We start from the raw sequence: 23,663 nt of genomic DNA on the forward strand, positions 1-23,663 counted from the left end.
GGAGGTCGGGGCCTTGCCTTGACTGGGGGCAAGATCCTCTTTAGACTCTTGTACCCCTAAATTTGGCGGGAATTCGTTCCTGCCATTTTGCTTTTCTTGCAAGACAATAGCGTCGCAAGACAACAGTGGAGCTAGTAGATGGCAACTATCAACCAGCTGGTACGTCAGCCGCGTAAGCGTATCGTCGAGAAATCCGACGTACCTGCGCTGCAGAACTGCCCGCAACGTCGTGGCGTATGCACCCGTGTGTATACCACCACGCCGAAAAAACCTAACTCGGCACTGCGTAAAGTATGCCGTGTGCGTCTGACCAACGGTTTCGAGGTTTCCTCGTACATCGGCGGTGAAGGCCACAACCTGCAAGAGCACAGCGTGGTGCTGATCCGCGGCGGTCGTGTAAAAGACTTGCCAGGTGTTCGTTACCACACCGTACGCGGTTCTTTGGATACTTCCGGCGTTAAAGGTCGTAACCAGGGTCGTTCGAAGTACGGTACCAAGAAGCCTAAGTAGTAGTGGCTTTTTGTAAAAACTGATTTTCTATTTTTCTGAGTCGATAAGAGTAAGGTCGGAGGCGTCCCGAGAGGGCACCGATTCCGAGCGAACCTGAAGACCGTTTGAGGGCTTATCCATGCCAAGAAGACGCGTAGCAGCCAAGCGCGAAGTGCTTGACGATCCAAAATACGGAAGCCAAATCCTGGCCAAGTTCATGAACCACGTAATGGAAAGCGGCAAGAAAGCCGTTGCCGAGCGTATCGTTTATGGCGCGCTGGAGAAGGTTAAAGAACGCAAGAACAGCGACCCCCTGGAAATCTTCGAGAAAGCTCTCGACGCCATCGCTCCGCTGGTCGAAGTAAAGTCGCGCCGTGTAGGCGGTGCTACTTACCAGGTTCCGGTTGAAGTTCGTCCGTCCCGTCGTAACGCCCTGGCAATGCGCTGGTTGGTAGACTTCGCCCGCAAGCGCGGCGAGAAGTCTATGGCTCTGCGTTTGGCTGGCGAACTGTTGGACGCTGCCGAAGGTAAAGGTGCTGCAGTTAAGAAGCGTGAAGACGTGCACCGTATGGCTGAAGCCAACAAGGCTTTCTCGCACTACCGCTTCTAATTTTAGCGTCACTAATTTTGCGAGGGCTTTATGGCTCGTACTACACCGATTAATCGCTACCGTAACATTGGTATCGTTGCTCACGTGGATGCTGGTAAGACCACCACCACCGAGCGCGTCCTTTTTTACACTGGCAAAAGTCACAAGATGGGCGAGGTGCATGACGGCGCCGCGACCACAGACTGGATGGTGCAGGAGCAGGAGCGTGGTATTACCATTACTTCTGCTGCTATTACCGCCTTCTGGCAGGGTTCCGAGAAGCAGCACAAAGACCAATACCGCTTCAACGTTATTGATACCCCGGGCCACGTTGACTTCACTATTGAAGTTGAACGTTCCCTGCGTGTACTCGATGGCGCGGTCGTTGTGTTCTGCGGCACCTCGGGCGTTGAGCCTCAGTCGGAAACCGTATGGCGTCAAGCCAACAAATACGGCGTTCCACGTCTTGTTTACGTAAACAAGATGGACCGTGCTGGTGCGAACTTCCTGCGCGTGATCGGTCAGATCAAGCAGCGTCTGGGTCACACCCCGGTGCCAATCCAGTTGGCTATCGGTTCCGAAGACAACTTCCAGGGTCAGATCGATCTGTTGGCCATGGAAGCTGTTTACTGGAACGACGCTGACAAAGGCATGGTTCCAGTTCGCAAGCCTATCCCTGCTGAACTGCAGGAACTGGCTGACGAGTGGCGCGGCAACATGGTTGAGGCTGCGGCCGAAGCCAGCGAAGAGCTGATGAACAAGTACCTCGAAGGTGAAGAACTCACCAACGCGGAAATCAAGGCCGCTCTGCGTCAGCGTACTATCGCTGGTGAGATCGTTCTGGCTGTTTGCGGTTCTTCCTTCAAGAACAAGGGTGTTCCCCTGGTTCTCGACGCCGTTATCGACTACCTGCCTGCTCCTACCGACATTCCTGCCATCAAGGGTACTGACCCGGATGACGAGACCAAGGAAATGGAGCGTCACGCAGACGACAGCGAGCCGTTCTCGGCTCTGGCGTTCAAGATCGCTACCGACCCATTCGTGGGTACCTTGACCTTCGTTCGAGTTTACTCGGGCGTGTTGGCCTCCGGCGACGGTGTGATCAACTCGGTTAAAGGCAAGAAAGAGCGCGTGGGTCGTATGGTGCAAATGCACGCAAACGCCCGTGAAGAAATCAAGGAAGTACGCGCTGGTGACATCGCGGCCTTGATCGGCATGAAGGACGTCACCACTGGCGAAACTTTGTGCAACGCTGATAAGCCAATTATCCTGGTTCGCATGGACTTCCCGGAGCCGGTTATTTCGGTTGCCGTAGAGCCTAAGACCAAGGACGACCAGGAAAAAATGGGTATCGCTCTGGGCAAACTTGCTCAGGAAGACCCGTCTTTCCGCGTCAAGACTGATGAAGAGACTGGTCAAACGATCATCTCCGGCATGGGCGAGTTGCACCTGGACATCCTGGTTGACCGGATGCGCCGTGAGTTCAACGTCGAAGCCAACATCGGTAAGCCTCAAGTTTCGTACCGTGAGCGCATCACGAAGAGCTGCGAAATTGAAGGCAAGTTCGTTCGCCAATCCGGCGGTCGTGGCCAGTTCGGTCACTGCTGGATTCGTTTTGCTCCTGCTGACGAAGGTCAGGAAGGTCTGCAATTCCTGAACGAAGTAGTGGGTGGTGTGGTTCCTAAGGAATACATCCCGGCTATCCAGAAGGGTATCGAAGAGCAGATGAAGAACGGCGTTGTCGCCGGCTATCCGCTGATCGGCCTGAAGGCTACCGTGTTTGATGGTTCCTACCACGACGTCGACTCGAACGAGATGGCGTTTAAGGTGGCTGCTTCCATGGCGACCAAGCAACTGGCCCAGAAGGGCGGTGGTGAGTTGCTTGAGCCGATCATGGCGGTAGAGGTTGTTACGCCTGAAGACTATATGGGTGACGTGATGGGCGACCTTAACCGTCGTCGCGGCATGATCCTGGGTATGGAAGACACGGTTTCCGGCAAAGTGATTCGCGCCGAGGTTCCGTTGGGTGAGATGTTCGGTTACGCAACCGACGTACGCTCCATGTCCCAAGGTCGCGCAAGCTACTCTATGGAATTCAAAAAATACAATACGGCTCCGTCGCACATCGTCGAAACCGTTACCAAAAAACAAGGCTGATTCAGCCCCTTTAGGCTAGGAGTTAATTGTCGTGGCTAAAGAAAAATTTGACCGTACCCTCCCGCACGTCAACGTTGGCACCATCGGTCACGTCGACCACGGTAAAACCACGCTGACCGCTGCTCTGACTCGCGTCTGCTCCGAAGTTTTCGGTTCGGCTGTTGTTGCTTTCGATAAAATCGACAGCGCTCCAGAAGAAAAGGCTCGTGGTATCACCATCAACACCGCGCACGTTGAATACAACTCGCTGATCCGTCACTACGCTCACGTTGACTGCCCAGGTCACGCTGACTATGTGAAGAACATGATCACCGGTGCTGCTCAGATGGACGGCGCTATCCTGGTTTGCTCGGCCGCTGATGGTCCGATGCCACAAACTCGTGAGCACATCCTGCTGTCCCGTCAGGTTGGCGTTCCGTACATCGTTGTCTTCCTGAACAAGGCTGACATGGTTGACGACGCTGAGCTGCTGGAACTGGTTGAGATGGAAGTGCGCGATCTGCTGAGCACTTACGACTTCCCAGGTGACGACACTCCGATCATCATCGGTTCGGCTCTGATGGCCCTGAACGGCCAAGACGACAACGAAATGGGCACCACTGCCGTTCGTAAACTGGTTGAGACTCTGGACAGCTACATCCCAGATCCAGTTCGTGTTATCGACAAGCCGTTCCTGATGCCAATCGAAGACGTATTCTCGATCTCCGGTCGCGGTACTGTTGTAACTGGCCGTATCGAGCGCGGTATCGTCAAGGTTCAGGATCCACTGGAAATCGTTGGTCTGCGTGACACTACCGTCACCACCTGCACCGGTGTTGAAATGTTCCGTAAGCTGCTCGACGAAGGTCGTGCTGGCGAGAACTGCGGCGTGCTGCTGCGCGGCACCAAGCGTGACGACGTTGAGCGTGGCCAGGTTCTGGTCAAGCCAGGTTCGGTTAAGCCGCACACTACCTTCGAAGCTGAAGTGTACGTGTTGAGCAAAGAAGAAGGCGGTCGCCACACTCCGTTCTTCAAAGGCTACCGTCCACAGTTCTACTTCCGGACCACTGACGTGACCGGTAACTGCGAACTGCCGGAAGGCGTTGAAATGGTAATGCCAGGCGACAACATCAAAATGGTTGTCACCCTGATCAAAACCATCGCAATGGAAGATGGTCTGCGTTTCGCTATTCGTGAAGGCGGTCGTACCGTCGGCGCTGGCGTCGTAGCCAAAATCATCGCTTAATAAGTGATGACTTGAAAAAGCCCCCGCCTAGCGGGGGCTTTTTTATTGGGTTGACACTGTAGTAGCCCGTCTATAGAATTGCGCCTCCTTTTAACGGGCGTATTGCGCTCGCTGGGAATAGCAGCCGGAGTCTGAAATCCAATGCAAAATCAGCAAATCCGTATCAGGTTGAAGGCTTTTGACCATCGCCTGATCGACCAATCCACCCAGGAAATCGTGGAAACCGCGAAACGTACTGGTGCTCAAGTGCGTGGTCCAATTCCACTGCCTACCCGTAAAGAGCGGTTCACCGTTCTGGTCTCCCCGCACGTCAACAAAGACGCGCGTGACCAGTACGAGATCCGTACTCATAAGCGCGTTCTGGACATCGTCCAGCCAACGGATAAAACCGTTGATGCTCTTATGAAGCTTGATCTTGCGGCCGGTGTGGAAGTGCAGATCAGCCTCGGCTAAGACTCGGTCTTAGTCGTGTAACGCTCTGAAATGGGCGGCCATAGCGGGTGAAAGCCCCGTACACTCATGAGGTTTACAACATGACTATTGGTGTAGTCGGTCGTAAATGCGGTATGACCCGTATTTTCACCGAAGAAGGTGTCTCCATTCCGGTCACGGTCATTGAGATCGAACCGAATCGCGTCACCCAGTTCAAAACTGAAGAGACCGATGGCTATCGTGCAGTGCAAGTCACTGTAGGCGAGCGTCGTGCTTCGCGTGTTACAGCTGCTCAAGCTGGCCACTTCGCTAAAGCGAACGTTGCCGCTGGTCGTACCGTAATGGAATTCCGTCTTGAAGAAGGCGAGTACCAGGCCGGCGATCTGATCAACGCTGAAATCTTCGCCGCTGGTCAACTGGTTGATGTAACCGGTCAGTCCAAGGGTAAAGGCTTCCAGGGTACGATCAAGCGTTGGAATTTCCGCGGGCAAGATAATACCCACGGTAACTCCGTATCCCACCGCGTTCCAGGCTCTATCGGCCAGTGCCAGACTCCTGGTCGTGTATTCAAGGGCAAAAAAATGTCCGGTCATATGGGCGCTGAGCGCGTGACCGTGCAGTCCCTCGAAGTAGTGCGCGTGGACGCTGAACGCAATCTGTTGTTGGTCAAGGGCGCTGTTCCTGGCGCTACTGGCGGCAACTTGGTTGTACGTCCAGCAGCCAAGGCTCGCGGTTAAGGGGAAGCTGACATGCAATTAAATGTAAATGACGCTCAAGCGATCGAAGTTTCCGAACTGACATTTGGCGGCGAATTCAACGAGACGCTGGTTCACCAAGCAGTCGTGGCCTACATGGCCGGCGGCCGTCAAGGTAGCAAGCAGCAAAAGACCCGTTCCGACGTTCGTGGTGGCGGTAAGCGCCCATGGCGTCAGAAAGGTACTGGCCGTGCTCGTGCCGGTACTATCCGTAGCCCAATCTGGCGTGGCGGCGGTACCACTTTCGCAGCTCGTCCTCAGGATCACACCCAGAAGCTGAACAAGAAGATGTATCGCGCAGCAATGCGTTCCATCCTTGCTGAGCTGGTGCGTACTGATCGTCTGGTTGTGGTTCAGGACTTCGCTGTTGATGCACCGAAGACCAAAGATCTGCTGAACAAGCTGACCGGCATGGGCCTGACTGACGTCTTGATCGTGTCTGAAGTGGTTGATCAGAACCTGTACCTGGCTGCTCGTAACCTGCCACACGTTGATGTACGTGACGTGCAAGGTTCCGATCCAGTTAGTCTGATCGCATACGACAAGGTGTTGATCACCGTGTCGGCCGTGAAGAAATTCGAGGAGCTGCTGGGATGAACCAGGAACGCGTATTTAAAGTTCTGCTTGGCCCGCACGTTTCCGAGAAGGCTACGGTTCTGGCTGACAAGAAAGGCCAGTTCGTTTTCAAGGTTGCAACTGACGCAACCAAGCTGGAAATCAAGAAGGCCGTCGAAAGCCTGTTCAGCGTGAAAGTAGAGCGTGTTACTACCCTGAATGTTCTGGGTAAGAGCAAGCGCACTGCTCGCGGTCTGGGCAAGCGTAATGACTGGAAGAAGGCAGTTATCTCCCTTCAGCCAGGCCAAGATCTCGATTTCAGCAGCAGTGCTGAGTAAGGAAGGGGTGCATCATGGCAATCGTTAAATGCAAACCGACTTCCCCTGGCCGCCGTTTTGTGGTCAAGGTGGTCAACCAGGAGCTGCATAAAGGCGCTCCTCACGCACCGCTGCTCGAGAAAAAATCGAAGACTGGTGGTCGTAACAACAATGGTCGTATTACCACTCGTCACATCGGTGGTGGCCATAAGCAGCATTATCGTCTGGTCGATTTCCGTCGCAACGACAAAGATGGCATCTCTGCCACTGTCGAGCGTATTGAATACGATCCAAACCGTACTGCTCACATCGCTCTGCTGCTGTACGCAGATGGCGAGCGTCGCTACATCATCGCCCCTAAAGGCGTGAGTGCTGGCGACCAGCTGATCGCAGGTGCCCTGGCGCCGATCAAGCCGGGCAACGCTCTGCAACTGCGTAACATTCCAGTTGGTAGCACCGTACACGGCATCGAATTGAAGCCAGGTAAAGGCGCGCAAATCGCTCGTTCCGCTGGTGCTTCGGCTCAGCTGATCGCTCGTGAAGGTGTCTACGTGACCCTGCGTCTGCGTTCTGGTGAGATGCGTAAAGTGCTGGCTGAATGCCGCGCGACCCTGGGTGAAGTCTCGAACTCCGAGCACAGCCTGCGTTCGCTGGGTAAAGCTGGTGCCAAACGCTGGCGTGGCGTTCGCCCAACCGTTCGTGGTGTTGCCATGAACCCGGTTGACCACCCACATGGTGGTGGTGAAGGTCGTACCTCTGGTGGTCGTCATCCGGTATCGCCATGGGGCTTCCCGACTAAGGGCGCGAAGACTCGTGGTAATAAGCGTACCGACAAAATGATCGTCCGTCGTCGCAAGTAAATAGAGGGATACGACAGTGCCACGTTCTCTGAAAAAAGGTCCTTTTATTGATCTTCACCTACTGAAGAAGATCGAAGTGGCGGCGGAAAAGAACGATCGCAAACCAGTTAAAACCTGGTCGCGTCGTTCGATGATCCTGCCACAAATGGTCGGTTTGACCATTGCAGTTCATAACGGTCGTCAACATGTTCCAGTTCTCGTGAACGAAGACATGGTCGGCCACAAACTGGGCGAGTTTGCCGGTACCCGCACATATCGTGGGCACGTGGCAGACAAGAAAGCCAAGCGTTAAGGGGTAAGGAACGATGGAAGTAGCCGCTAAGTTGTCGGGCGCTCGAATCTCCGCCCAGAAAGCCCGCTTGGTCGCCGACCAGATCCGCGGGAAGAAGGTGGGCGAAGCGCTCAACCTGTTGGCTTTCAGCAGTAAGAAAGCCGCCGAGATCATGAAGAAAGTGCTGGAGTCGGCCGTAGCCAACGCCGAGCATAACGAAGGCGCAGACGTTGATGACCTTAAAGTCAGCACCGTTTTCGTCAACGAAGGGCGTTCGCTGAAGCGAATCATGCCACGTGCCAAAGGCCGTGCTGATCGCATCGTCAAGCGGTCTTGCCATATCACTGTCAAGGTTGCTGACAAGTAACGGAGTCGAAGAGATGGGTCAGAAAGTACATCCCATTGGCATTCGCCTGGGAATCGTCAAGGAGCACACCTCCGTCTGGTACGCAGACGGTCGGACTTATGCGGACTATTTGTTCGCTGATCTGAAGGTGCGTGAGTATCTCCAAGACAAACTAAAAAGCGCGTCCGTAAGCCGTATCGATATCCATCGTCCGGCTCAAACTGCACGTATCACCATCCACACCGCTCGTCCAGGTATCGTTATCGGGAAGAAAGGTGAAGATGTTGAGAAACTGCGTCAGGACCTGACCAAACAAATGGGTGTGCCTGTGCACATCAATATCGAAGAAATCCGCAAGCCGGAGCTCGACGGTATGTTGGTTGCGCAGAGCGTAGCTCAGCAGCTGGAGCGTCGCGTAATGTTCCGTCGCGCTATGAAGCGCGCTGTACAGAACGCCATGCGCATTGGTGCCAAAGGCATCAAAATCCAAGTGAGCGGTCGTCTCGGCGGTGCTGAAATCGCACGTACTGAATGGTATCGCGAAGGTCGTGTGCCACTGCACACCCTGCGTGCCGACATCGACTATGCCAACTACGAAGCTCACACCACTTACGGTGTGATCGGTGTAAAGGTTTGGATCTTCAAAGGCGAAGTAATTGGTGGTCGCCAAGAAGAACTGAAGCCACAAGCACCAGCGCCTCGTAAAAAAGCTGCTAAGTAAGGGGTACGCCAAATGTTGCAACCAAAGCGTACGAAGTTCCGCAAGCAGATGACAGGCCACAACCGTGGTCTGGCTCAGCGCGGTAGCAAAGTCAGCTTCGGCGAGTTCGCGCTGAAGTCTGTAGCTCGTGGTCGTCTCACCGCTCGTCAGATCGAGTCAGCGCGTCGTGCTCTGACCCGTCACGTTAAACGTGGCGGCAAGATCTGGATCCGTGTATTCCCGGACAAGCCTATTTCCAAAAAGCCACTCGAAGTTCGGATGGGTAAAGGTAAGGGTAGTGTGGAGTACTGGGTTGCCCAGATTCAGCCAGGCAAAGTCCTGTATGAAATCGAGGGTGTTACTGAAGAGCTGGCGCGTGAGGCTTTTGCCCTGGCTGCTGCAAAGCTGCCGCTCGCCACCGCCTTTGTTAAACGGACGGTGATGTGATGAAAGCGAATGAACTTCGTGAAAAATCCGCACAGCAGCTGAACGAGCAACTGCTCGGCCTGCTGCGCGACCAGTTCAATCTGCGTATGCAGAAAGCAACTGGCCAGTTGGGGCAGTCTCATCTGCTCTCGCAAGTTAAACGTGACATCGCTCGCGTGAAGACTGTGCTTAACCAGCAGGCAGGTAAGTAATCATGGCTGAAGCCGAAAAAACTGTCCGTACGCTGACTGGCCGTGTTGTCAGCGACAAGATGGACAAAACCATCACCGTTCTGATCGAGCGTCGCGTTAAGCACCCGATCTACGGTAAATACGTTAAGCGTTCGACTAAGCTGCACGCGCACGACGAAACCAATCAGTGCCACATCGGCGACAAAGTCACTATTCGTGAAACTCGTCCTTTGGCCAAGACCAAGTCTTGGGCGCTGGTTGATGTTCTCGAACGCGCTGTGGAAGTCTAAGGACTAGGGGTCGGAGAAATTATATGATTCAGACTCAATCCATGCTCGATGTGGCCGATAACAGCGGCGCTCGCCGTGTTATGTGCATCAAGGTGCTGGGTGGCTCCCATCGTCGTTACGCTGGTATCGGTGACATCATCAAAGTTACCGTCAAGGAAGCAATTCCTCGCGGTAAAGTGAAAAAAGGCCAAGTGATGACTGCTGTTGTAGTCCGCACTCGTCACGGCGTACGCCGTGCTGATGGCTCCATTATCCGCTTTGATGGCAACGCTGCTGTTCTTCTGAACAACAAGCAAGAGCCGATCGGCACCCGTATCTTTGGGCCAGTGACCCGTGAACTTCGTACTGAGAAGTTCATGAAGATCGTCTCGCTCGCCCCAGAAGTGCTGTAAGGAGATCCGACATGCAAAAGATTCGTCGTGACGACGAGATCATCGTGATCGCCGGCAAAGACAAAGGTAAGCGCGGTAAGGTGCTTAAGGTTCTCGCTAATAACCGTCTGGTTATTGGTGGTCTGAACCTGGTTAAGCGTCATACCAAGCCTAACCCGGCGTCGGGCGTACAAGGCGGTATCGTCGAAAAAGAAGCTCCACTGGACGCTTCTAACGTCGCCATTTTCAACGGCGAAACCAACAAGGCTGACCGCGTTGGTTTCAAAGTAGAAGACGGCAAGAAAATTCGTGTCTTCAAGTCGACCCAAAAAGCGGTTGATGCTTGAACACTGCTAGGTAGAAGACCATGGCACGACTAAAAGAGATTTACTGGAAGGAAATCGCACCGAAGCTTAAGGAAGAACTTAAGCTTTCGAACGTGATGGAAGTTCCACGCGTTACAAAAATCACCCTGAACATGGGTTTGGGCGAAGCGGTCGGTGACAAAAAAGTCATCGAGCACGCTGTTGCCGACCTGGAAAAGATCACCGGCCAGAAAGTCGTTGTGACCTACGCTCGGAAATCCATCGCTGGCTTTAAAGTCCGTGAAGGTTGGCCGATCGGCGTCAAAGTGACCCTGCGCCGTGAGCGTATGTACGAGTTCCTGGATCGTCTGCTGTCGATCTCCCTGCCTCGGGTTCGCGACTTCCGCGGCCTGAATGCCAAGTCCTTCGATGGTCGTGGTAACTACAGCATGGGCGTTAAAGAGCAGATCATCTTCCCGGAAATCGACTACGACAAGATCGATGCTCTCCGCGGTCTGGACATTACCCTGACCACCACTGCCAAGAACGATGATGAAGGTCGCGCCCTGCTGCGTGCTTTCAAATTCCCGTTCCGCAACTGATTGGAGTAGGAAAATGGCCAAGATGAGCATGAAAAACCGCGAGCTGAAGCGTCAGCTCACGGTTGCCAAGTACGCCAAAAAGCGTGCAGCACTGAAAGCTATCATCGTTGATCTGAACGCAAGTCCAGAAGCACGTTGGGAAGCTACAGTAGCTCTGCAGAAGCAGCCACGTGACGCAAGCGCCTCGCGCATGCGTAACCGCTGCCGCCTGACCGGTCGTCCACACGGCGTTTACCGCAAGTTCGGCCTTGGCCGTAACAAACTGCGTGAAGCTGCAATGCGTGGTGACGTACCTGGTCTGGTTAAAGCCAGCTGGTAAGCACTATCAAAGTCTCGGTGTTCGGGATCGCAAGATCCTGACCGCCGGTGACCTTGAACTTGAATCAAGCCCCTTTTGGGGCTTGATTCATTTGTGGGGTGTGTCTAGAATACCCGGCTCGCCTGAGCCCGTGCTTTTTCCGCATGGATGAGCTCGGCGACAAGTAGTAGCCGCAAGGCTAATTTTTTTGTATTAGGAGCGTCTAGCCCATGAGTATGCAGGACCCGTTAGCGGACATGCTAACTCGAATCCGTAATGCCCAGATGGCTGAAAAGTCCGTCGTAAGCATGCCATCTTCTACTTTGAAGGTAGCTGTTGCCAAAGTCCTGAAGGACGAAGGTTACATTGCGGGTTATCAGATCAGCAGCGAAATCAAACCACTGCTGTCCATCGAGCTGAAGTACTTCGAAGGCCGTCCGGTCATCGAAGAAGTGAAGCGCGTTAGCCGTCCAGGCCTGCGTCAGTACAAGTCCGTCGATGATCTGCCAAAAGTTCGTGGCGGTCTCGGTGTGTCTATCGTCTCCACCAACAAAGGTGTGATGACGGATCGTGCTGCGCGCGCTGCCGGTGTCGGCGGCGAAGTTCTTTGCACTGTGTTCTAAGGGGGGATAAGCATGTCACGCGTCGCTAAGAACCCCGTTAAGCTGCCAGCCGGTGTCGAAGTCAAATTCGCAGGCCAACAGCTTTCGGTGAAGGGTGCCAAGGGCACTCTCGAACTGAACATCCATTCGTCCGTTGAGATCGTTGAAGAAGCTGGTGAGCTGCGTTTCGCTGCTCGCAATGGCGATCAACAAACTCGCGCAATGGCTGGTACCACTCGTGCGTTGGTAAACAACATGGTCCAAGGCGTAAGCCAAGGCTTCGAGCGCAAGCTCCAGCTGGTCGGTGTTGGTTACAAAGCGCAAGCAAAAGGCACAGTGCTGAACCTGGCTCTTGGCTTCTCGCACCCAGTGGATTATGAACTGCCGGAAGGCATCACCGCTGAGACTCCTAGCCAAACCGACATCCTGATTCGGGGTATCGATAAGCAGCTGGTAGGTCAAGTGGCCGCCGAGATCCGCGACTTCCGTCCACCAGAGCCGTACAAAGGCAAAGGTGTGCGCTACGCGGACGAAGTCGTCCGTCGTAAAGAAGCCAAGAAGAAGTAGGGCATAGCAAATGACCGACAAAAAAGTTACTCGACTGCGTCGCGCTCGCAAAGCACGCCTGAAAATGCACGAACTTGAAGTCGTGCGTCTCTGCGTGTTCCGCTCGTCGCAGCACATCTACGCCCAGGTCATTTCGGCCGACGGCAACAAAGTCCTGGCATCTGCCTCGACTTTGGATAAAGAACTGCGTGATGGCGCCACTGGCAACATCGACGCGGCCACTAAGGTTGGCCAGCTGGTCGCTACGCGTGCTAAAGCCGCTGGCGTCTCGCAGGTGGCTTTCGACCGCTCTGGCTTCAAGTACCACGGCCGCGTCAAGGCGCTGGCTGATGCTGCTCGTGAAGCTGGGCTGGAGTTCTAAGTTATGTCAAATAACGACCAAAAGCGCGACGAAGGCTACATCGAGAAGCTGGTTCAAGTTAACCGCGTAGCCAAAACCGTTAAAGGCGGCCGTATCTTCACTTTCACCGCGTTGACCGTGGTTGGTGATGGTAAAGGGCGTGTTGGCTTCGGCCGTGGCAAGTCGCGTGAAGTGCCTGCTGCGATCCAGAAGGCAATGGAAGCTGCTCGCCGCAACATGATCCAAGTTGATCTGAACGGCACCACGCTGCAGTACGCAATGAAGTCCGGTCACGGCGCTTCGAAGGTGTACATGCAGCCTGCTTCTGAAGGTACCGGTATCATCGCTGGCGGCGCTATGCGTGCTGTCCTCGAAGTTGCTGGCGTTCAGAACGTTCTGGCCAAGTGCTACGGCTCGACTAACCCGGTAAACGTGGTTCACGCCACTTTCAAAGGTTTGAAAGCTATGCAGTCTCCTGAATCCATTGCCGCCAAGCGTGGCAAAAGCGTCAAGGAGATCTTCTGATCATGGCTACCGTAAAAGTTACGCTGATCAAAAGCATGACCGGCCGCATCCCTAACCACAAATTGTGCGTTAAGGGTCTGGGTCTGCGTCGCATCGGTCACACTGTAGAAGTACTTGATACTCCCGAGAATCGCGGGATGATCAACAAGGCTTACTACATGCTGCGTGTCGAGGGTTAATCGATGAAACTCAATGATCTGAGTCCAGCGCCGGGTTCCCGTCGCGAAAAGCATCGTCCGGGCCGTGGTATCGGTAGTGGTTTGGGTAAGACCGGTGGCCGTGGCCACAAAGGTCAGTCCTCCCGCTCCGGTGGCACCATTGCTCCAGGCTTTGAAGGCGGTCAACAGCCGCTGCATCGTCGCCTGCCGAAATTCGGTTTCGTTTCCCTGAAAGCCATGGATCGCGCAGAAGTGCGTTTGTCCGAGCTGGCTAAAGTGGAAGGCGACATCGTCACCGTGCAGTCCTTGAAAGATGCCAACGTGATCAACGTCAACGTTCAGCGTGTGAAAATCATGCTGTCCGGCGAAGTTACTCGCGCTGTCACCATCGGAAAGGGAATCGGCGCCACCAAAGGTGCGCGTGCGGCTATCGAAGCAGCTGGCGGCAAGTTCGAGGAATAAATGGCTAAGCAAGGTGCTCTCTCTGCGCTCGGCAAAGGCGGTATGTCTGAACTCTGGGCTCGTCTGCGTTTTCTGTTCCTGGCGATTATCGTCTACCGAATAGGCGCACACATCCCGGTTCCAGGTATCAACCCGGACCGACTCGCGGACCTGTTTCGACAGAATGAGGGGACCATTCTTAGCTTGTTCAACATGTTTTCCGGCGGCGCGCTGGAACGGATGAGCATCTTTGCACTGGGGATCATGCCGTACATTTCGGCATCGATCATCATGCAGCTGATGACCGCCGTGAGCCCGCAGCTGGAACAGTTGAAGAAGGAAGGTGAAGCTGGCCGTCGCAAGATCAGCCAGTACACCCGCTACGGCACTGTCGTTCTCGCTCTCGTTCAGGCAATTGGCATGTCCATTGGTCTGGCGGGGCAGGGCGTTGCGTTCACTGGTGACTTTGGCTTCCATTTCGTCGCGGTATCCACTTTTGTGGCTGGTGCGATGTTCATGATGTGGCTGGGTGAGCAGATTACTGAGCGTGGTGTTGGCAACGGTATCTCGATGTTGATTTTTTCGGGTATCGTCGCCGGTCTTCCGAGAGCGATCGGGCAGTCTTTCGAGTCTGCGCGTCAGGGTGATATCAACATCTTCGCCCTGGTTGCCATCGGTTTGCTGGCAGTAGCGATTATCGGTTTCGTGGTGTTCATTGAGCGTGGTCAGCGTCGTATTGCTGTTCACTACGCCAAGCGTCAGCAGGGCCGCAAGGTCTTCGCTGCGCAGACTAGCCACTTGCCGCTGAAGGTGAACATGGCCGGTGTTATTCCGGCCATTTTCGCGAGCAGCATTTTGCTGTTCCCGGCTTCGTTGGGTGCCTGGTTCGGCCAGTCTGAAGGTATGGGCTGGTTGCAGGACATCTCGCAGTCGATCGCTCCTGGTCAGCCGTTGAATATTCTGCTGTTTAGTGCAGGGATTATTTTCTTCTGCTTCTTCTATACGGCGTTGATGTTCAATCCGAAAGACGTAGCGGAAAACCTGAAGAAGTCCGGTGCCTTTATTCCGGGCATCCGTCCAGGTGAGCAGTCTGCGCGCTACATTGATGGCGTTCTGACTCGCTTGACCATGTTCGGTGCTCTTTACATGACGGCCGTGTGCTTGCTGCCCCAGTTCCTGGTGGTTGCAGCAAACGTACCGTTCTACCTTGGCGGGACCTCGTTGCTGATCGTCGTCGTGGTTGTGATGGACTTCATGTCCCAAGTACAATCGCACCTCGTTTCGCACCAGTACGAATCCCTGATGAAGAAAGCCAACCTGAAGGGTTACGGCAGCGGCATGTTGCGCTGAGTACCCATAAGGTTCGAGGAGTTGGTGATGAAAGTTCGTGCATCGGTGAAAAAGCTGTGCCGTAACTGCAAGATTATTCGCCGCGAAGGTGTTGTTCGAGTAATTTGCAGCGCGGAACCGCGTCACAAACAGCGCCAAGGCTGAGTGTGATTGTGCTTCAAGCCCGGTAGCTAGTGCGCTACCGGGTTGATTATTTGTTATTACAGCGATATTATCTCGCGCCCTATTTCTTGGCTTCCGGGGCGTAGGTAGCTGTCAATTGGAGTCCCACTGAATGGCCCGTATTGCAGGCGTTAACATTCCAGATAACAAGCATACTGTTATCTCGCTGACCTACATCTATGGTGTTGGTCGCACTACTGCACAGAAGATCTGTGCAGTGACTGGGGTAAACCCAGCCGCAAAGATCAAAGATCTGAGCGACGAGCAGATTGAACAGCTGCGTGGCGAAGTGGCGAAGTTCACCACTGAAGGTGACCTGCGTCGCGAAATCAACATGAAAATCAAGCGTTTGATGGACCTCGGTTGCTATCGCGGTCTGCGTCATCGTCGTGGTCTTCCAGTACGCGGTCAGCGTACCAAGACTAACGCGCGTACCCGTAAAGGTCCGCGTAAGCCGATCCGCAAGTAATCGCCCCAGCGAATCGACAGGAAATTAATCATGGCTAAACCTGCTGCTCGTCCTCGTAAAAAAGTCAAAAAGACAGTGGTTGATGGCATCGCCCACATCCACGCGTCTTTTAACAACACAATCGTGACCATCACCGACCGTCAAGGTAACGCTCTTTCCTGGGCTACCTCCGGTGGTTCGGGTTTCCGCGGTTCCCGCAAGTCCACCCCGTTTGCTGCTCAAGTAGCTGCTGAACGTGCTGGTCAAGCTGCGCTGGAATACGGCCTGAAAAACCTCGACGTCAACGTCAAAGGTCCAGGCCCAGGTCGTGAATCTGCAGTCCGCGCTTTGAACGGCTGTGGCTACAAGATCGCCAGCATCACCGACGTGACGCCAATCCCGCACAACGGGTGCCGTCCGCCGAAGAAGCGCCGCGTGTAATCCAGGAGATTGTAAAGAATGGCTCGTTACATTGGTCCAAAATGCAAACTCGCTCGTCGCGAAGGCACCGATCTCTTCTTGAAGAGCGGCGTGCGCGCGATCGAATCGAAGTGCAACATTGAAGCAGCACCTGGTATCCACGGCCAACGCCGCGGTCGCCAGTCCGATTACGGCACCCAACTGCGTGAAAAGCAGAAGGTCCGTCGTATCTACGGCGTTCTCGAGCGTCAATTCAGCGGCTACTACAAAGAAGCTGCTGGCAAGAAAGGTGCAACTGGCGAAAACCTGTTGCAACTGCTCGAATGCCGTCTGGACAACGTTGTATACCGTATGGGTTTTGGCTCTACTCGTGCCGAATCCCGTCAGCTGGTATCGCACAAATCCGTAAGCGTTAACGGTCAGACCGTAAACGTGCCGTCGTACCAGGTTCGTGCTGGTGACGTGGTTGCGATTCGCGAGAAAGCAAAGAACCAACTTCGCATTGTCCAAGCTCTCGATCTGTGTGCCCAACGTGGCCGCGTAGAATGGGTAGAAGTAGACACTGAGAAGAAGTCGGGCGTTTTCAAGAACGTTCCAGCTCGCAGTGATCTGTCCGCCGACATCAACGAAAGCCTGATTGTCGAGCTCTACTCCAAGTAAGGGCTAGAAAATAGGTGCATCCATGCAGATTTCGGTAAATGAGTTCCTGACACCCCGCCATATTGATGTGCAGGTTGTCAGTCCAACCCGCGCCAAGATCACTCTCGAGCCTCTCGAGCGTGGTTTTGGCCACACCCTGGGCAACGCGCTGCGCCGCATCCTGTTGTCCTCAATGCCCGGCTGCGCAGTAGTCGAGGCCGAGATTGACGGTGTGCTCCATGAGTACAGCGCCATCGAAGGTGTACAGGAAGACGTAATTGAAATCCTGTTGAACCTTAAAGGTCTGGCTATCAAGCTGCACGGCCGTGACGAAGTTACGCTGACCTTGTCGAAGAAGGGTTCGGGGGTGGTTACCGCTGCCGATATTCAGCTGGATCATGATGTCGAGATCGTTAACCCCGATCACGTAATCGCTAACCTGGCGTCTAACGGCGCCCTGAACATGAAGCTCACCGTAGCTCGTGGTCGTGGTTATGAACCGGCAGACTCGCGTCAGAGCGATGAAGACGAAAGCCGCAGCATCGGTCGCTTGCAGCTTGACTCTTCGTTCAGCCCGGTTCGCCGTATCGCATACGTGGTGGAAAACGCCCGTGTCGAACAGCGTACTAACCTGGACAAGCTGGTTATTGATCTGGAAACCAACGGTACTCTGGATCCTGAAGAGGCTATTCGCCGCGCTGCAACCATTCTGCAACAGCAGTTGGCTGCGTTCGTCGACCTCAAAGGTGACAGTGAGCCAGTGGTTGTCGAGCAGGAAGACGAGATCGATCCGATCCTGCTTCGCCCGGTTGACGATCTGGAACTGACTGTACGTTCGGCTAACTGCCTTAAGGCGGAAAACATCTACTACATCGGTGACCTGATTCAGCGTACCGAAGTAGAGCTGTTGAAGACTCCGAACCTTGGCAAGAAATCCTTGACTGAAATCAAGGACGTTCTGGCCTCCCGCGGTCTGTCCCTCGGCATGCGCCTCGACAACTGGCCGCCTGCAAGTCTTAAGAAGGACGACAAGGCGACTGCCTGATCGTCGTAATCACCGAACGTTGTGTTTGGTAAGGAATGAACCATGCGTCATCGTAAAAGTGGTCGTCACCTGAGCCGCACTAGCTCGCACCGCAAGGCCATGTTTCAAAACATGGCAGTGTCGCTGTTCGAGCACGAGCTGATCAAAACTACACTGCCGAAAGCTAAAGAACTGCGTCGCGTTGCTGAGCCGCTGATCACTTTGGCCAAGACAGACAGCCTGGCTAACCGCCGTCTGGCTTTCGACCGTACTCGTTCGAAAGCTATCGTTGGTAAGCTCTTCAACGACCTGGGCAAGCGTTACGCTACCCGTGAGGGTGGCTACCTGCGCATCCTCAAGTGCGGTTTCCGCACTGGCGACAACGCGCCTATGGCGTACGTCGAGTTGGTTGATCGTCCTGCCGGTGGTGAAGCTGTATCCGCTGAGTAAGACGTCAGTCTGAAACGAAGAACCGGGCCTAGTGCCCGGTTTTTTGTGCGCGCTCGAAAAGTATCGAAACGCCCGGACGATAAAGCCTTATTAGTATTTATCTATCGATTCTCACAATTTAATGAATTTGATGGTGTCATGTTGATGGTCAATACTCCCTCTCAGCCGATTAGCCGGCAGTAGGAAAGACTGACAGAGGAAGACATCGCATGAGCCAAAATAAAACCCTTACCACCGCCAGTGGCGCTCCTGTCGCTGATAACCAGAATTCCCGTTCCGCCGGCCCTCGTGGCCCGCTGCTGCTCGACGACTTTCACCTGATCGAGAAGCTTGCCCACTTCAACCGTGAAAACATCCCTGAGCGTCGCGTACACGCCAAAGGTTCGGGTGCTTACGGTACGTTCACCGTCACTCGGGACATCACCGAGTACACCAGCGCCAAACTGTTTGAGTCTGTCGGCAAGCAAACCCCAACCTTCCTGCGGTTTTCCACCGTTGGCGGTGAGCGTGGTTCGGCCGACACCGAGCGCGATCCACGCGGTTTCGCGCTGAAGTTCTACACCGAAGAAGGCAACTGGGACATCGTCGGCAACAACACGCCAGTGTTCTTCATCCGCGATCCTTTGAAATTCCCGGACTTTATTCATACCCAGAAACGTCTGCCGCAAAGCAATCTGAAAAGCGCGCAAATGATGTGGGACTTCTGGTCGCACTCACCTGAGGCGTTGCACCAGGTCACCATTCTGTTCTCGGACCGTGGCATCCCCGATGGCTACCGTCACATGCACGGCTTCGGCAGCCATACCTACAGCCTGATTAACGCCAATGGCGAACGTCACTGGGTGAAATGGCACTACAAGACCAAGCAAGGGATTAAAAACCTGGCGCCAGCAGAAGCAGCACGCCTGGCGGGTACCGATCCGGATTACGCACAGCGTGATCTGTTCGGCGCGATCGAACGCGGTGATTTTCCGAAATGGCGCGTGTGCATCCAGATCATGACCGAGGCTCAGGCCGCAGCGCACTACGAGAACCCGTTTGACGTGACTAAGACCTGGTCGCAAAAAGAGTTTCCACTGATCGAAGTGGGCGAGTTGGAGCTTAACCGCAACCCGCAGAACTATTTTGCTGAGGTCGAGCAAGCGGCGTTCGGGCCGAGCAACATGGTCCCGGGTGTCGGTTTGTCGCCTGACCGCATGCTGCAAGGTCGAGTGTTCGCTTACGCAGATGCTCACCGCTACCGTATTGGCACTAACCACCAGCAGCTGCCGGTGAACGCGCCTCACAGTCCGGTGAACAGCTATCAGCGCGACGGTTCGATGGCGTTTGGCAGCAATGGCGGTGCGACACCTAACTACGAGCCGAACAGCTACATTGAGTCGCCGAAACAAGCGCCTCGTTATGCAGAGCCAGCGCTGGTGCTGAGTGGTGCGGCTGATCGTTACGATCATCGCGAAGATACTGACTACTACAGCCACGCGGGTGCGCTGTTCCGTCTGATGAGCGATGCGCAGAAAACGCTGCTGATCACCAACATTGCTGGTGCGATGGCGGGTGTTTCCGGTGACGTGATTGATCGTCAGCTGCAGCACTTCTTCAAGGCCGACCCGGCGTATGGAGAAGCAATCGCAAAAGCGTTGGGCGTACAGCTTAACGAAGTCTAAACGAGAAGCAGAACCGCCCTCATTAGGGCGGTTTTTGCGTTATTTAAACCACTTTTCTCAGAATATCTTCGCTTTTATCGCGCAGGCAGAGTGACCAAACAGTCTGCTTGGTTCAAACTACAGACTTTCAAGCAGGGAGATGTAGGGCGATGCAAGGCCACCCAGACGTAATCGATTACCTCAACACGTTGCTGACCGGCGAACTGGCGGCGCGTGATCAATATTTCGTCCATTCGCGGATGTATGAGGACTGGGGTTTCACCAAGCTCTACGAACGTATCAACCACGAGATGGAAGAAGAGGCCGGGCACGCTGATGCCCTGATGCGTCGGATTCTGATGCTCGAAGGCACGCCGCGCATGCGTCCGGACGACCTTGATGTCGGCACTACCGTGCCGGACATGCTCGCCGCTGACCTGCGACTGGAATACAAAGTCCGCGCCGCGCTTTGCAAGGGCATCAAGCTCTGCGAGCAGCACAAAGACTATGTCAGCCGCGAGATGCTGCGAGTTCAATTGCATGACACCGAAGAAGACCACACCTACTGGCTTGAAAAGCAGATGGGTCTGATCAAGTTGATCGGTCTCGAGAACTACCTGCAATCCCACGCCTGATTCTGCTTTGTAGGAGCACGGCTTGCCGGCGATGGCGTCCTCGAAATCGCCATCGCGAGCAAGCTTTGCTCCTACAGACGCAAGATACAAAAAAGCCCCTGTCACCGATAAAGTGACAGGGGCTTTTTCTTGGCCGTGATTCAGGCCTTGTCGCGAGCCAGTAGCGGCTTGAGGTAGAAGCCAGTGTGGGATTGCTTCATCTCTGACACTTCTTCCGGCGTACCGACGGCAATGATCTGTCCGCCCTTGGAACCGCCTTCCGGCCCGAGGTCCACCAACCAGTCAGCTGTTTTGATGACATCAAGGTTATGTTCGATCACCACCACAGTGTTGCCGTGGTCGCGCAATCGATGCAAAACGTCGAGCAGTTGCTGAATATCCGCAAAGTGCAGGCCGGTCGTCGGCTCATCGAGGATGTACAGCGTCTTGCCGGTATCGCGCTTGGACAGTTCACGGGACAACTTCACCCGCTGGGCTTCACCACCCGATAGCGTGGTCGCTGATTGCCCGAGCTTGATGTACGACAGGCCGACATCCATCAGCGTCTGAAGCTTGCGCGCCAGGGCCGGAACCGCATCGAAGAACACCCGCGCTTCCTCGATCGTCATCTCGAGGGTTTCGTGAATGTTCTTGCCCTTGTACTTGATCTCCAGGGTTTCGCGGTTGTAGCGCTTGCTCTTGCAGACGTCGCATGGGACATAGATGTCCGGCAGGAAGTGCATTTCCACCTTGATCAGGCCATCGCCCTGACACGCTTCGCAACGTCCGCCCTTCACGTTGAAGGAGAAGCGTCCAGGACCATAACCTCGGGAGCGGGACTCCGGCACACCGGCGAACAGTTCGCGAATCGGTGTGAACAACCCGGTGTAGGTCGCCGGGTTGGAGCGTGGCGTTCGACCGATCGGGCTCTGGTCGATGTCGACAACCTTATCCAGATGCTCCAGACCTTTGATGCTGTCGTGAGCGGCCGCTTCGAGCGTCGTTGCACCGTTCAGTGCCGTAGCGCTAAGCGGGAACAGGGTGTTGTTGATCAGCGTCGACTTGCCCGAGCCGGACACGCCGGTTACACAGGTCAGCAGGCCGATTGGAATGTCCAGATCGACATCGCGCAAGTTGTTGCCACGGGCGCCCTTGAGGGACAGCGACAACTTCTTGTTACGCGGCGTGCGTTTGGCCGGGACTGCAATCTTCACCCGGCCCGACAGGTATTTGCCGGTCAGCGAATCTGGATGAGCCATGACTTCGGCCGGCGTACCTTCAGCGACAATGTGTCCGCCGTGTACACCTGCGCCCGGACCGATATCCACCACGTAGTCAGCCAGGCGAATCGCATCTTCGTCGTGCTCGACCACGATCACCGTGTTGCCGATATCCCGCAAGTGCTTGAGGGTGCCGAGCAGCCGATCGTTGTCCCGCTGGTGCAAACCAATTGACGGCTCGTCGAGAATGTACAGAACGCCAACCAGGCCTGCGCCGATCTGGCTGGCCAGACGGATACGTTGCGCTTCACCACCGGACAACGTGTCGGCACTGCGATCCAGCGACAAATAGTCCAGGCCAACGTTGACCAGGAACTGCAGTCGCTCGCGAATTTCCTTGAGAATCTTGTCGGCAATTTCACCGCGACGGCCAGTAAGCTTCAGTACGCCGAAATATTCACAGGCATCGCCAATCGGTAGATTGGTCACCGCTGGCAGCGTCTTCTCGCCCACCCATACATGCCGCGCCTCGCGCCGCAGTCGAGTACCGCGGCAATCGGGGCAATGCTGGGTGCTGAGGAACTTGGCCAGCTCCTCACGCACCGAGGCGGACTCGGTTTCGCGGTAGCGACGTTCCAGATTCGGCACGATGCCTTCGAACGGGTGCGAACGTTTGACGATGTCGCCACGGTCGTTCAGGTATTTGAAGTCGACGTTCTGCGACCCGCTGCCGTGCAGGATGAACTTCTGCTGATCGGCCGGCAGTTCGTTGAACGGCACTTCCAGGCTGAACTTGTAGTGCGAAGCCAACGAGCCGAGCATCTGGAAGTAATAGACGTTGCGCCGGTCCCAGCCACGAATCGCGCCCTCGGCCAGTGTCAGTTCGCCATTGACCAATCGCTTGATGTCGAAGAACTGCTTAACACCCAGGCCATCGCAAGTCGGGCAAGCGCCAGCCGGGTTGTTGAAGGAGAACAGCTTGGGTTCCAGCTCGCTGATGGCATGACCGCAGATCGGGCAGGCGAAGCGCGCGGAGAAGATGATTTCTTCGCCGGGCTCGTCGTCCATCGGCGCGACCAGGGCGATGCCGTCTGCCAGCTTCAGCGCGGTCTCGAACGACTCGGCCAGGCGCTGTTGCAGGTCGGCGCGCACCTTGAAGCGGTCGACCACCACATCGATCGAGTGCTTCTTCTGCTTATCCAGCTTCGGCAATTCGTCCAGCTCACAGAGCCTGCCGTTGACCCGGGCTCGCACAAAGCCCTGGGCGCGCAGTTCTTCGAAGACCGAAAGGTGTTCGCCTTTACGCTCGCGGATCACCGGGGCCAGCAGCATCAGTTTGCTGCCCTCCGGTTGGGCGAGGACCAGGTCGACCATTTGGCTGACGGTCTGCGCTTCCAGCGGAATGTCGTGATCCGGGCAACGCGGAATACCCACGCGAGCATAAAGCAGGCGCAGGTAGTCGTAGATTTCGGTGATGGTGCCGACCGTCGAACGCGGGTTGTGCGAGGTCGACTTCTGCTCGATGGAAATAGCTGGCGACAATCCTTCGATGGTGTCGACGTCAGGTTTTTCCATCATCGACAAAAATTGCCGGGCGTACGCCGACAACGATTCGACGTAGCGGCGCTGGCCTTCGGCGTACAGCGTATCGAACGCCAGGGACGATTTGCCGGATCCGGACAGGCCGGTGATGACGATCAGTTTGTCCCGTGGCAGGGTCAGGTCGATGTTCTTCAGGTTGTGGGTTCGGGCCCCACGAATCAGGATCTTGTCCAAAGTGGCCTCGCTCGGCGGGCGTCGAAAACGTAGGAGTATACGGCCAAATACTGGATGGATGCACACTATCGAATGAGCGGGTTGCAGCCTTACATGAAGAGTCTG

The 23,663-nt window shown here is 55.1% G+C and carries 35 protein-coding genes; 34 read left to right on the top strand and 1 reads right to left on the bottom strand.

Going from position 1 to position 23,663, the window contains the following annotated elements; all coding sequences use genetic code 11:
- Positions 1–138 precede the first annotated feature (138 nt).
- From rpsL to bfr, 34 genes are all read left to right on the top strand, one after another.
- The gene (gene rpsL, locus PMI27_RS10895; RefSeq protein ID WP_002555494.1) at positions 139–510 is read left to right on the top strand and encodes a 30S ribosomal protein S12; all 372 of its coding nucleotides are present in this window, start codon (positions 139–141) and stop codon (positions 508–510) included.
- A 118-nt stretch (positions 511–628) separates the two neighbouring features.
- Positions 629–1,099, top strand: coding sequence for a 30S ribosomal protein S7 (gene rpsG, locus PMI27_RS10890; protein WP_002555493.1), 471 nt, complete (start codon positions 629–631; stop codon positions 1,097–1,099).
- 30 nt (positions 1,100–1,129) lie between these two features.
- Positions 1,130–3,235 (top strand): elongation factor G, encoded by a 2,106-nt coding sequence (gene fusA / locus PMI27_RS10885; protein ID WP_008145494.1) that lies wholly within the window; start codon positions 1,130–1,132, stop codon positions 3,233–3,235.
- Positions 3,236–3,266: 31 nt separating this feature from the next.
- Positions 3,267–4,460 (top strand): elongation factor Tu, encoded by a 1,194-nt coding sequence (gene tuf / locus PMI27_RS10880; RefSeq protein WP_008145495.1) that lies wholly within the window; start codon positions 3,267–3,269, stop codon positions 4,458–4,460.
- A 141-nt stretch (positions 4,461–4,601) separates the two neighbouring features.
- Positions 4,602–4,913 carry a 30S ribosomal protein S10 gene (gene rpsJ, locus PMI27_RS10875; RefSeq protein ID WP_003186070.1) on the top strand — a complete coding sequence of 104 codons (312 nt, stop codon included), beginning with the start codon at positions 4,602–4,604 and terminating at the stop codon, positions 4,911–4,913.
- Positions 4,914–4,993: 80 nt separating this feature from the next.
- Positions 4,994–5,629 (top strand): 50S ribosomal protein L3, encoded by a 636-nt coding sequence (gene rplC / locus PMI27_RS10870; protein ID WP_003186059.1) that lies wholly within the window; start codon positions 4,994–4,996, stop codon positions 5,627–5,629.
- A 12-nt stretch (positions 5,630–5,641) separates the two neighbouring features.
- A complete protein-coding gene (rplD, locus tag PMI27_RS10865) occupies positions 5,642–6,244 on the top strand; it encodes a 50S ribosomal protein L4 (RefSeq protein ID WP_007896707.1) in 603 nt (200 codons plus the stop codon).
- A complete protein-coding gene (rplW, locus tag PMI27_RS10860) occupies positions 6,241–6,540 on the top strand; it encodes a 50S ribosomal protein L23 (RefSeq protein WP_002555488.1) in 300 nt (99 codons plus the stop codon). Before rplD ends, rplW begins: the two co-directional genes overlap by 4 nt.
- Before the next feature lie 14 nt (positions 6,541–6,554).
- Positions 6,555–7,379 (top strand): 50S ribosomal protein L2, encoded by an 825-nt coding sequence (gene rplB, locus PMI27_RS10855; RefSeq protein WP_003176423.1) that lies wholly within the window; start codon positions 6,555–6,557, stop codon positions 7,377–7,379.
- 16 nt (positions 7,380–7,395) lie between these two features.
- Positions 7,396–7,671 carry a 30S ribosomal protein S19 gene (gene rpsS / locus PMI27_RS10850; protein ID WP_002555486.1) on the top strand — a complete coding sequence of 92 codons (276 nt, stop codon included), beginning with the start codon at positions 7,396–7,398 and terminating at the stop codon, positions 7,669–7,671.
- Between the two features lie 13 nt (positions 7,672–7,684).
- Positions 7,685–8,017 (top strand): 50S ribosomal protein L22, encoded by a 333-nt coding sequence (gene rplV / locus PMI27_RS10845; RefSeq protein WP_003103908.1) that lies wholly within the window; start codon positions 7,685–7,687, stop codon positions 8,015–8,017.
- Between the two features lie 13 nt (positions 8,018–8,030).
- Positions 8,031–8,717 carry a 30S ribosomal protein S3 gene (rpsC, locus tag PMI27_RS10840; protein WP_003176422.1) on the top strand — a complete coding sequence of 229 codons (687 nt, stop codon included), beginning with the start codon at positions 8,031–8,033 and terminating at the stop codon, positions 8,715–8,717.
- 12 nt (positions 8,718–8,729) lie between these two features.
- Complete coding sequence (gene rplP / locus PMI27_RS10835) at positions 8,730–9,143, top strand: 50S ribosomal protein L16 (RefSeq protein ID WP_008145497.1); 414 nt, start codon at positions 8,730–8,732, stop codon at positions 9,141–9,143.
- On the top strand, positions 9,143–9,334 hold the full coding sequence (gene rpmC, locus PMI27_RS10830) for a 50S ribosomal protein L29 (protein ID WP_002555481.1): 192 nt from the start codon (positions 9,143–9,145) through the stop codon (positions 9,332–9,334). The genes rplP and rpmC overlap by 1 nt, the downstream gene beginning before the upstream one ends.
- A gap of 2 nt (positions 9,335–9,336) precedes the next feature.
- Positions 9,337–9,603 carry a 30S ribosomal protein S17 gene (gene rpsQ / locus PMI27_RS10825; RefSeq protein ID WP_003176419.1) on the top strand — a complete coding sequence of 89 codons (267 nt, stop codon included), beginning with the start codon at positions 9,337–9,339 and terminating at the stop codon, positions 9,601–9,603.
- 23 nt (positions 9,604–9,626) lie between these two features.
- Complete coding sequence (gene rplN, locus PMI27_RS10820) at positions 9,627–9,995, top strand: 50S ribosomal protein L14 (RefSeq protein ID WP_002555479.1); 369 nt, start codon at positions 9,627–9,629, stop codon at positions 9,993–9,995.
- A gap of 11 nt (positions 9,996–10,006) precedes the next feature.
- Complete coding sequence (rplX, locus tag PMI27_RS10815; RefSeq protein ID WP_008145498.1) at positions 10,007–10,321, top strand: 50S ribosomal protein L24; 315 nt, start codon at positions 10,007–10,009, stop codon at positions 10,319–10,321.
- Positions 10,322–10,341: 20 nt separating this feature from the next.
- Entirely contained in the window at positions 10,342–10,881 is a 540-nt protein-coding gene (rplE, locus tag PMI27_RS10810; RefSeq protein WP_003176415.1) for a 50S ribosomal protein L5, read from the top strand.
- Between the two features lie 13 nt (positions 10,882–10,894).
- On the top strand, positions 10,895–11,200 hold the full coding sequence (rpsN, locus tag PMI27_RS10805) for a 30S ribosomal protein S14 (protein WP_003176414.1): 306 nt from the start codon (positions 10,895–10,897) through the stop codon (positions 11,198–11,200).
- A gap of 209 nt (positions 11,201–11,409) precedes the next feature.
- Positions 11,410–11,802: a 30S ribosomal protein S8 gene (gene rpsH, locus PMI27_RS10800; RefSeq protein ID WP_003186040.1), complete on the top strand. Its 393-nt coding sequence runs from the start codon at positions 11,410–11,412 to the stop codon at positions 11,800–11,802.
- 12 nt (positions 11,803–11,814) lie between these two features.
- Positions 11,815–12,348 (top strand): 50S ribosomal protein L6, encoded by a 534-nt coding sequence (rplF, locus tag PMI27_RS10795; RefSeq protein ID WP_007896774.1) that lies wholly within the window; start codon positions 11,815–11,817, stop codon positions 12,346–12,348.
- Between the two features lie 10 nt (positions 12,349–12,358).
- Entirely contained in the window at positions 12,359–12,709 is a 351-nt protein-coding gene (gene rplR, locus PMI27_RS10790; protein ID WP_003186037.1) for a 50S ribosomal protein L18, read from the top strand.
- 3 nt (positions 12,710–12,712) lie between these two features.
- On the top strand, positions 12,713–13,213 hold the full coding sequence (gene rpsE / locus PMI27_RS10785; RefSeq protein WP_007943782.1) for a 30S ribosomal protein S5: 501 nt from the start codon (positions 12,713–12,715) through the stop codon (positions 13,211–13,213).
- 2 nt (positions 13,214–13,215) lie between these two features.
- Complete coding sequence (gene rpmD, locus PMI27_RS10780; RefSeq protein ID WP_003186033.1) at positions 13,216–13,392, top strand: 50S ribosomal protein L30; 177 nt, start codon at positions 13,216–13,218, stop codon at positions 13,390–13,392.
- A gap of 3 nt (positions 13,393–13,395) precedes the next feature.
- Positions 13,396–13,833, top strand: coding sequence for a 50S ribosomal protein L15 (gene rplO / locus PMI27_RS10775; protein WP_007896782.1), 438 nt, complete (start codon positions 13,396–13,398; stop codon positions 13,831–13,833).
- Positions 13,834–15,162 (top strand): preprotein translocase subunit SecY, encoded by a 1,329-nt coding sequence (gene secY, locus PMI27_RS10770; RefSeq protein ID WP_003228718.1) that lies wholly within the window; start codon positions 13,834–13,836, stop codon positions 15,160–15,162.
- Positions 15,163–15,189: 27 nt separating this feature from the next.
- Entirely contained in the window at positions 15,190–15,306 is a 117-nt protein-coding gene (gene rpmJ / locus PMI27_RS0229590) for a 50S ribosomal protein L36 (RefSeq protein ID WP_002555468.1), read from the top strand.
- Positions 15,307–15,436: 130 nt separating this feature from the next.
- Positions 15,437–15,793, top strand: coding sequence for a 30S ribosomal protein S13 (gene rpsM, locus PMI27_RS10765; protein WP_003186020.1), 357 nt, complete (start codon positions 15,437–15,439; stop codon positions 15,791–15,793).
- Positions 15,794–15,823: 30 nt separating this feature from the next.
- Positions 15,824–16,213, top strand: coding sequence for a 30S ribosomal protein S11 (gene rpsK / locus PMI27_RS10760; RefSeq protein ID WP_002555466.1), 390 nt, complete (start codon positions 15,824–15,826; stop codon positions 16,211–16,213).
- Positions 16,214–16,231: 18 nt separating this feature from the next.
- Positions 16,232–16,852 (top strand): 30S ribosomal protein S4, encoded by a 621-nt coding sequence (gene rpsD / locus PMI27_RS10755; protein ID WP_003210056.1) that lies wholly within the window; start codon positions 16,232–16,234, stop codon positions 16,850–16,852.
- A gap of 22 nt (positions 16,853–16,874) precedes the next feature.
- Positions 16,875–17,876 carry a DNA-directed RNA polymerase subunit alpha gene (locus PMI27_RS10750; RefSeq protein ID WP_003186012.1) on the top strand — a complete coding sequence of 334 codons (1,002 nt, stop codon included), beginning with the start codon at positions 16,875–16,877 and terminating at the stop codon, positions 17,874–17,876.
- Positions 17,877–17,918: 42 nt separating this feature from the next.
- Entirely contained in the window at positions 17,919–18,305 is a 387-nt protein-coding gene (rplQ, locus tag PMI27_RS10745) for a 50S ribosomal protein L17 (protein ID WP_008145500.1), read from the top strand.
- 209 nt (positions 18,306–18,514) lie between these two features.
- On the top strand, positions 18,515–19,969 hold the full coding sequence (locus PMI27_RS10740) for a catalase (RefSeq protein WP_008145501.1): 1,455 nt from the start codon (positions 18,515–18,517) through the stop codon (positions 19,967–19,969).
- Between the two features lie 149 nt (positions 19,970–20,118).
- A complete protein-coding gene (gene bfr, locus PMI27_RS10735) occupies positions 20,119–20,583 on the top strand; it encodes a bacterioferritin (RefSeq protein WP_007943775.1) in 465 nt (154 codons plus the stop codon).
- A gap of 140 nt (positions 20,584–20,723) precedes the next feature.
- Here bfr and uvrA read toward each other — a convergent pair whose 3' ends face one another.
- Positions 20,724–23,558: an excinuclease ABC subunit UvrA gene (gene uvrA, locus PMI27_RS10730; RefSeq protein WP_008145502.1), complete on the bottom strand. Its 2,835-nt coding sequence runs from the start codon at positions 23,556–23,558 to the stop codon at positions 20,724–20,726.
- Between the last annotated feature and the right edge of the window lie 105 nt (positions 23,559–23,663).

It is taken from the genome of Pseudomonas sp. GM41(2012), from assembly GCF_000282315.2.
Taxonomy (GTDB): Bacteria; Pseudomonadota; Gammaproteobacteria; order Pseudomonadales; family Pseudomonadaceae; genus Aquipseudomonas.

Coding starts and splice junctions, on each gene's coding strand:
- rpsL (WP_002555494.1), top strand. CDS start 139: ATGGCAACTATCAACCAGCTGGTACGTCAGCCGCGTAAGCGTATCGTC.
- rpsG (WP_002555493.1), top strand. CDS start 629: ATGCCAAGAAGACGCGTAGCAGCCAAGCGCGAAGTGCTTGACGATCCA.
- fusA (WP_008145494.1), top strand. CDS start 1,130: ATGGCTCGTACTACACCGATTAATCGCTACCGTAACATTGGTATCGTT.
- rpsJ (WP_003186070.1), top strand. CDS start 4,602: ATGCAAAATCAGCAAATCCGTATCAGGTTGAAGGCTTTTGACCATCGC.
- rplC (WP_003186059.1), top strand. CDS start 4,994: ATGACTATTGGTGTAGTCGGTCGTAAATGCGGTATGACCCGTATTTTC.
- rplD (WP_007896707.1), top strand. CDS start 5,642: ATGCAATTAAATGTAAATGACGCTCAAGCGATCGAAGTTTCCGAACTG.
- rplW (WP_002555488.1), top strand. CDS start 6,241: ATGAACCAGGAACGCGTATTTAAAGTTCTGCTTGGCCCGCACGTTTCC.
- rplB (WP_003176423.1), top strand. CDS start 6,555: ATGGCAATCGTTAAATGCAAACCGACTTCCCCTGGCCGCCGTTTTGTG.
- rplV (WP_003103908.1), top strand. CDS start 7,685: ATGGAAGTAGCCGCTAAGTTGTCGGGCGCTCGAATCTCCGCCCAGAAA.
- rpsC (WP_003176422.1), top strand. CDS start 8,031: ATGGGTCAGAAAGTACATCCCATTGGCATTCGCCTGGGAATCGTCAAG.
- rplP (WP_008145497.1), top strand. CDS start 8,730: ATGTTGCAACCAAAGCGTACGAAGTTCCGCAAGCAGATGACAGGCCAC.
- rpmC (WP_002555481.1), top strand. CDS start 9,143: ATGAAAGCGAATGAACTTCGTGAAAAATCCGCACAGCAGCTGAACGAG.
- rpsQ (WP_003176419.1), top strand. CDS start 9,337: ATGGCTGAAGCCGAAAAAACTGTCCGTACGCTGACTGGCCGTGTTGTC.
- rplN (WP_002555479.1), top strand. CDS start 9,627: ATGATTCAGACTCAATCCATGCTCGATGTGGCCGATAACAGCGGCGCT.
- rplX (WP_008145498.1), top strand. CDS start 10,007: ATGCAAAAGATTCGTCGTGACGACGAGATCATCGTGATCGCCGGCAAA.
- rplE (WP_003176415.1), top strand. CDS start 10,342: ATGGCACGACTAAAAGAGATTTACTGGAAGGAAATCGCACCGAAGCTT.
- rpsN (WP_003176414.1), top strand. CDS start 10,895: ATGGCCAAGATGAGCATGAAAAACCGCGAGCTGAAGCGTCAGCTCACG.
- rpsH (WP_003186040.1), top strand. CDS start 11,410: ATGAGTATGCAGGACCCGTTAGCGGACATGCTAACTCGAATCCGTAAT.
- rplF (WP_007896774.1), top strand. CDS start 11,815: ATGTCACGCGTCGCTAAGAACCCCGTTAAGCTGCCAGCCGGTGTCGAA.
- rplR (WP_003186037.1), top strand. CDS start 12,359: ATGACCGACAAAAAAGTTACTCGACTGCGTCGCGCTCGCAAAGCACGC.
- rpsE (WP_007943782.1), top strand. CDS start 12,713: ATGTCAAATAACGACCAAAAGCGCGACGAAGGCTACATCGAGAAGCTG.
- rpmD (WP_003186033.1), top strand. CDS start 13,216: ATGGCTACCGTAAAAGTTACGCTGATCAAAAGCATGACCGGCCGCATC.
- rplO (WP_007896782.1), top strand. CDS start 13,396: ATGAAACTCAATGATCTGAGTCCAGCGCCGGGTTCCCGTCGCGAAAAG.
- secY (WP_003228718.1), top strand. CDS start 13,834: ATGGCTAAGCAAGGTGCTCTCTCTGCGCTCGGCAAAGGCGGTATGTCT.
- rpmJ (WP_002555468.1), top strand. CDS start 15,190: ATGAAAGTTCGTGCATCGGTGAAAAAGCTGTGCCGTAACTGCAAGATT.
- rpsM (WP_003186020.1), top strand. CDS start 15,437: ATGGCCCGTATTGCAGGCGTTAACATTCCAGATAACAAGCATACTGTT.
- rpsK (WP_002555466.1), top strand. CDS start 15,824: ATGGCTAAACCTGCTGCTCGTCCTCGTAAAAAAGTCAAAAAGACAGTG.
- rpsD (WP_003210056.1), top strand. CDS start 16,232: ATGGCTCGTTACATTGGTCCAAAATGCAAACTCGCTCGTCGCGAAGGC.
- PMI27_RS10750 (WP_003186012.1), top strand. CDS start 16,875: ATGCAGATTTCGGTAAATGAGTTCCTGACACCCCGCCATATTGATGTG.
- rplQ (WP_008145500.1), top strand. CDS start 17,919: ATGCGTCATCGTAAAAGTGGTCGTCACCTGAGCCGCACTAGCTCGCAC.
- PMI27_RS10740 (WP_008145501.1), top strand. CDS start 18,515: ATGAGCCAAAATAAAACCCTTACCACCGCCAGTGGCGCTCCTGTCGCT.
- bfr (WP_007943775.1), top strand. CDS start 20,119: ATGCAAGGCCACCCAGACGTAATCGATTACCTCAACACGTTGCTGACC.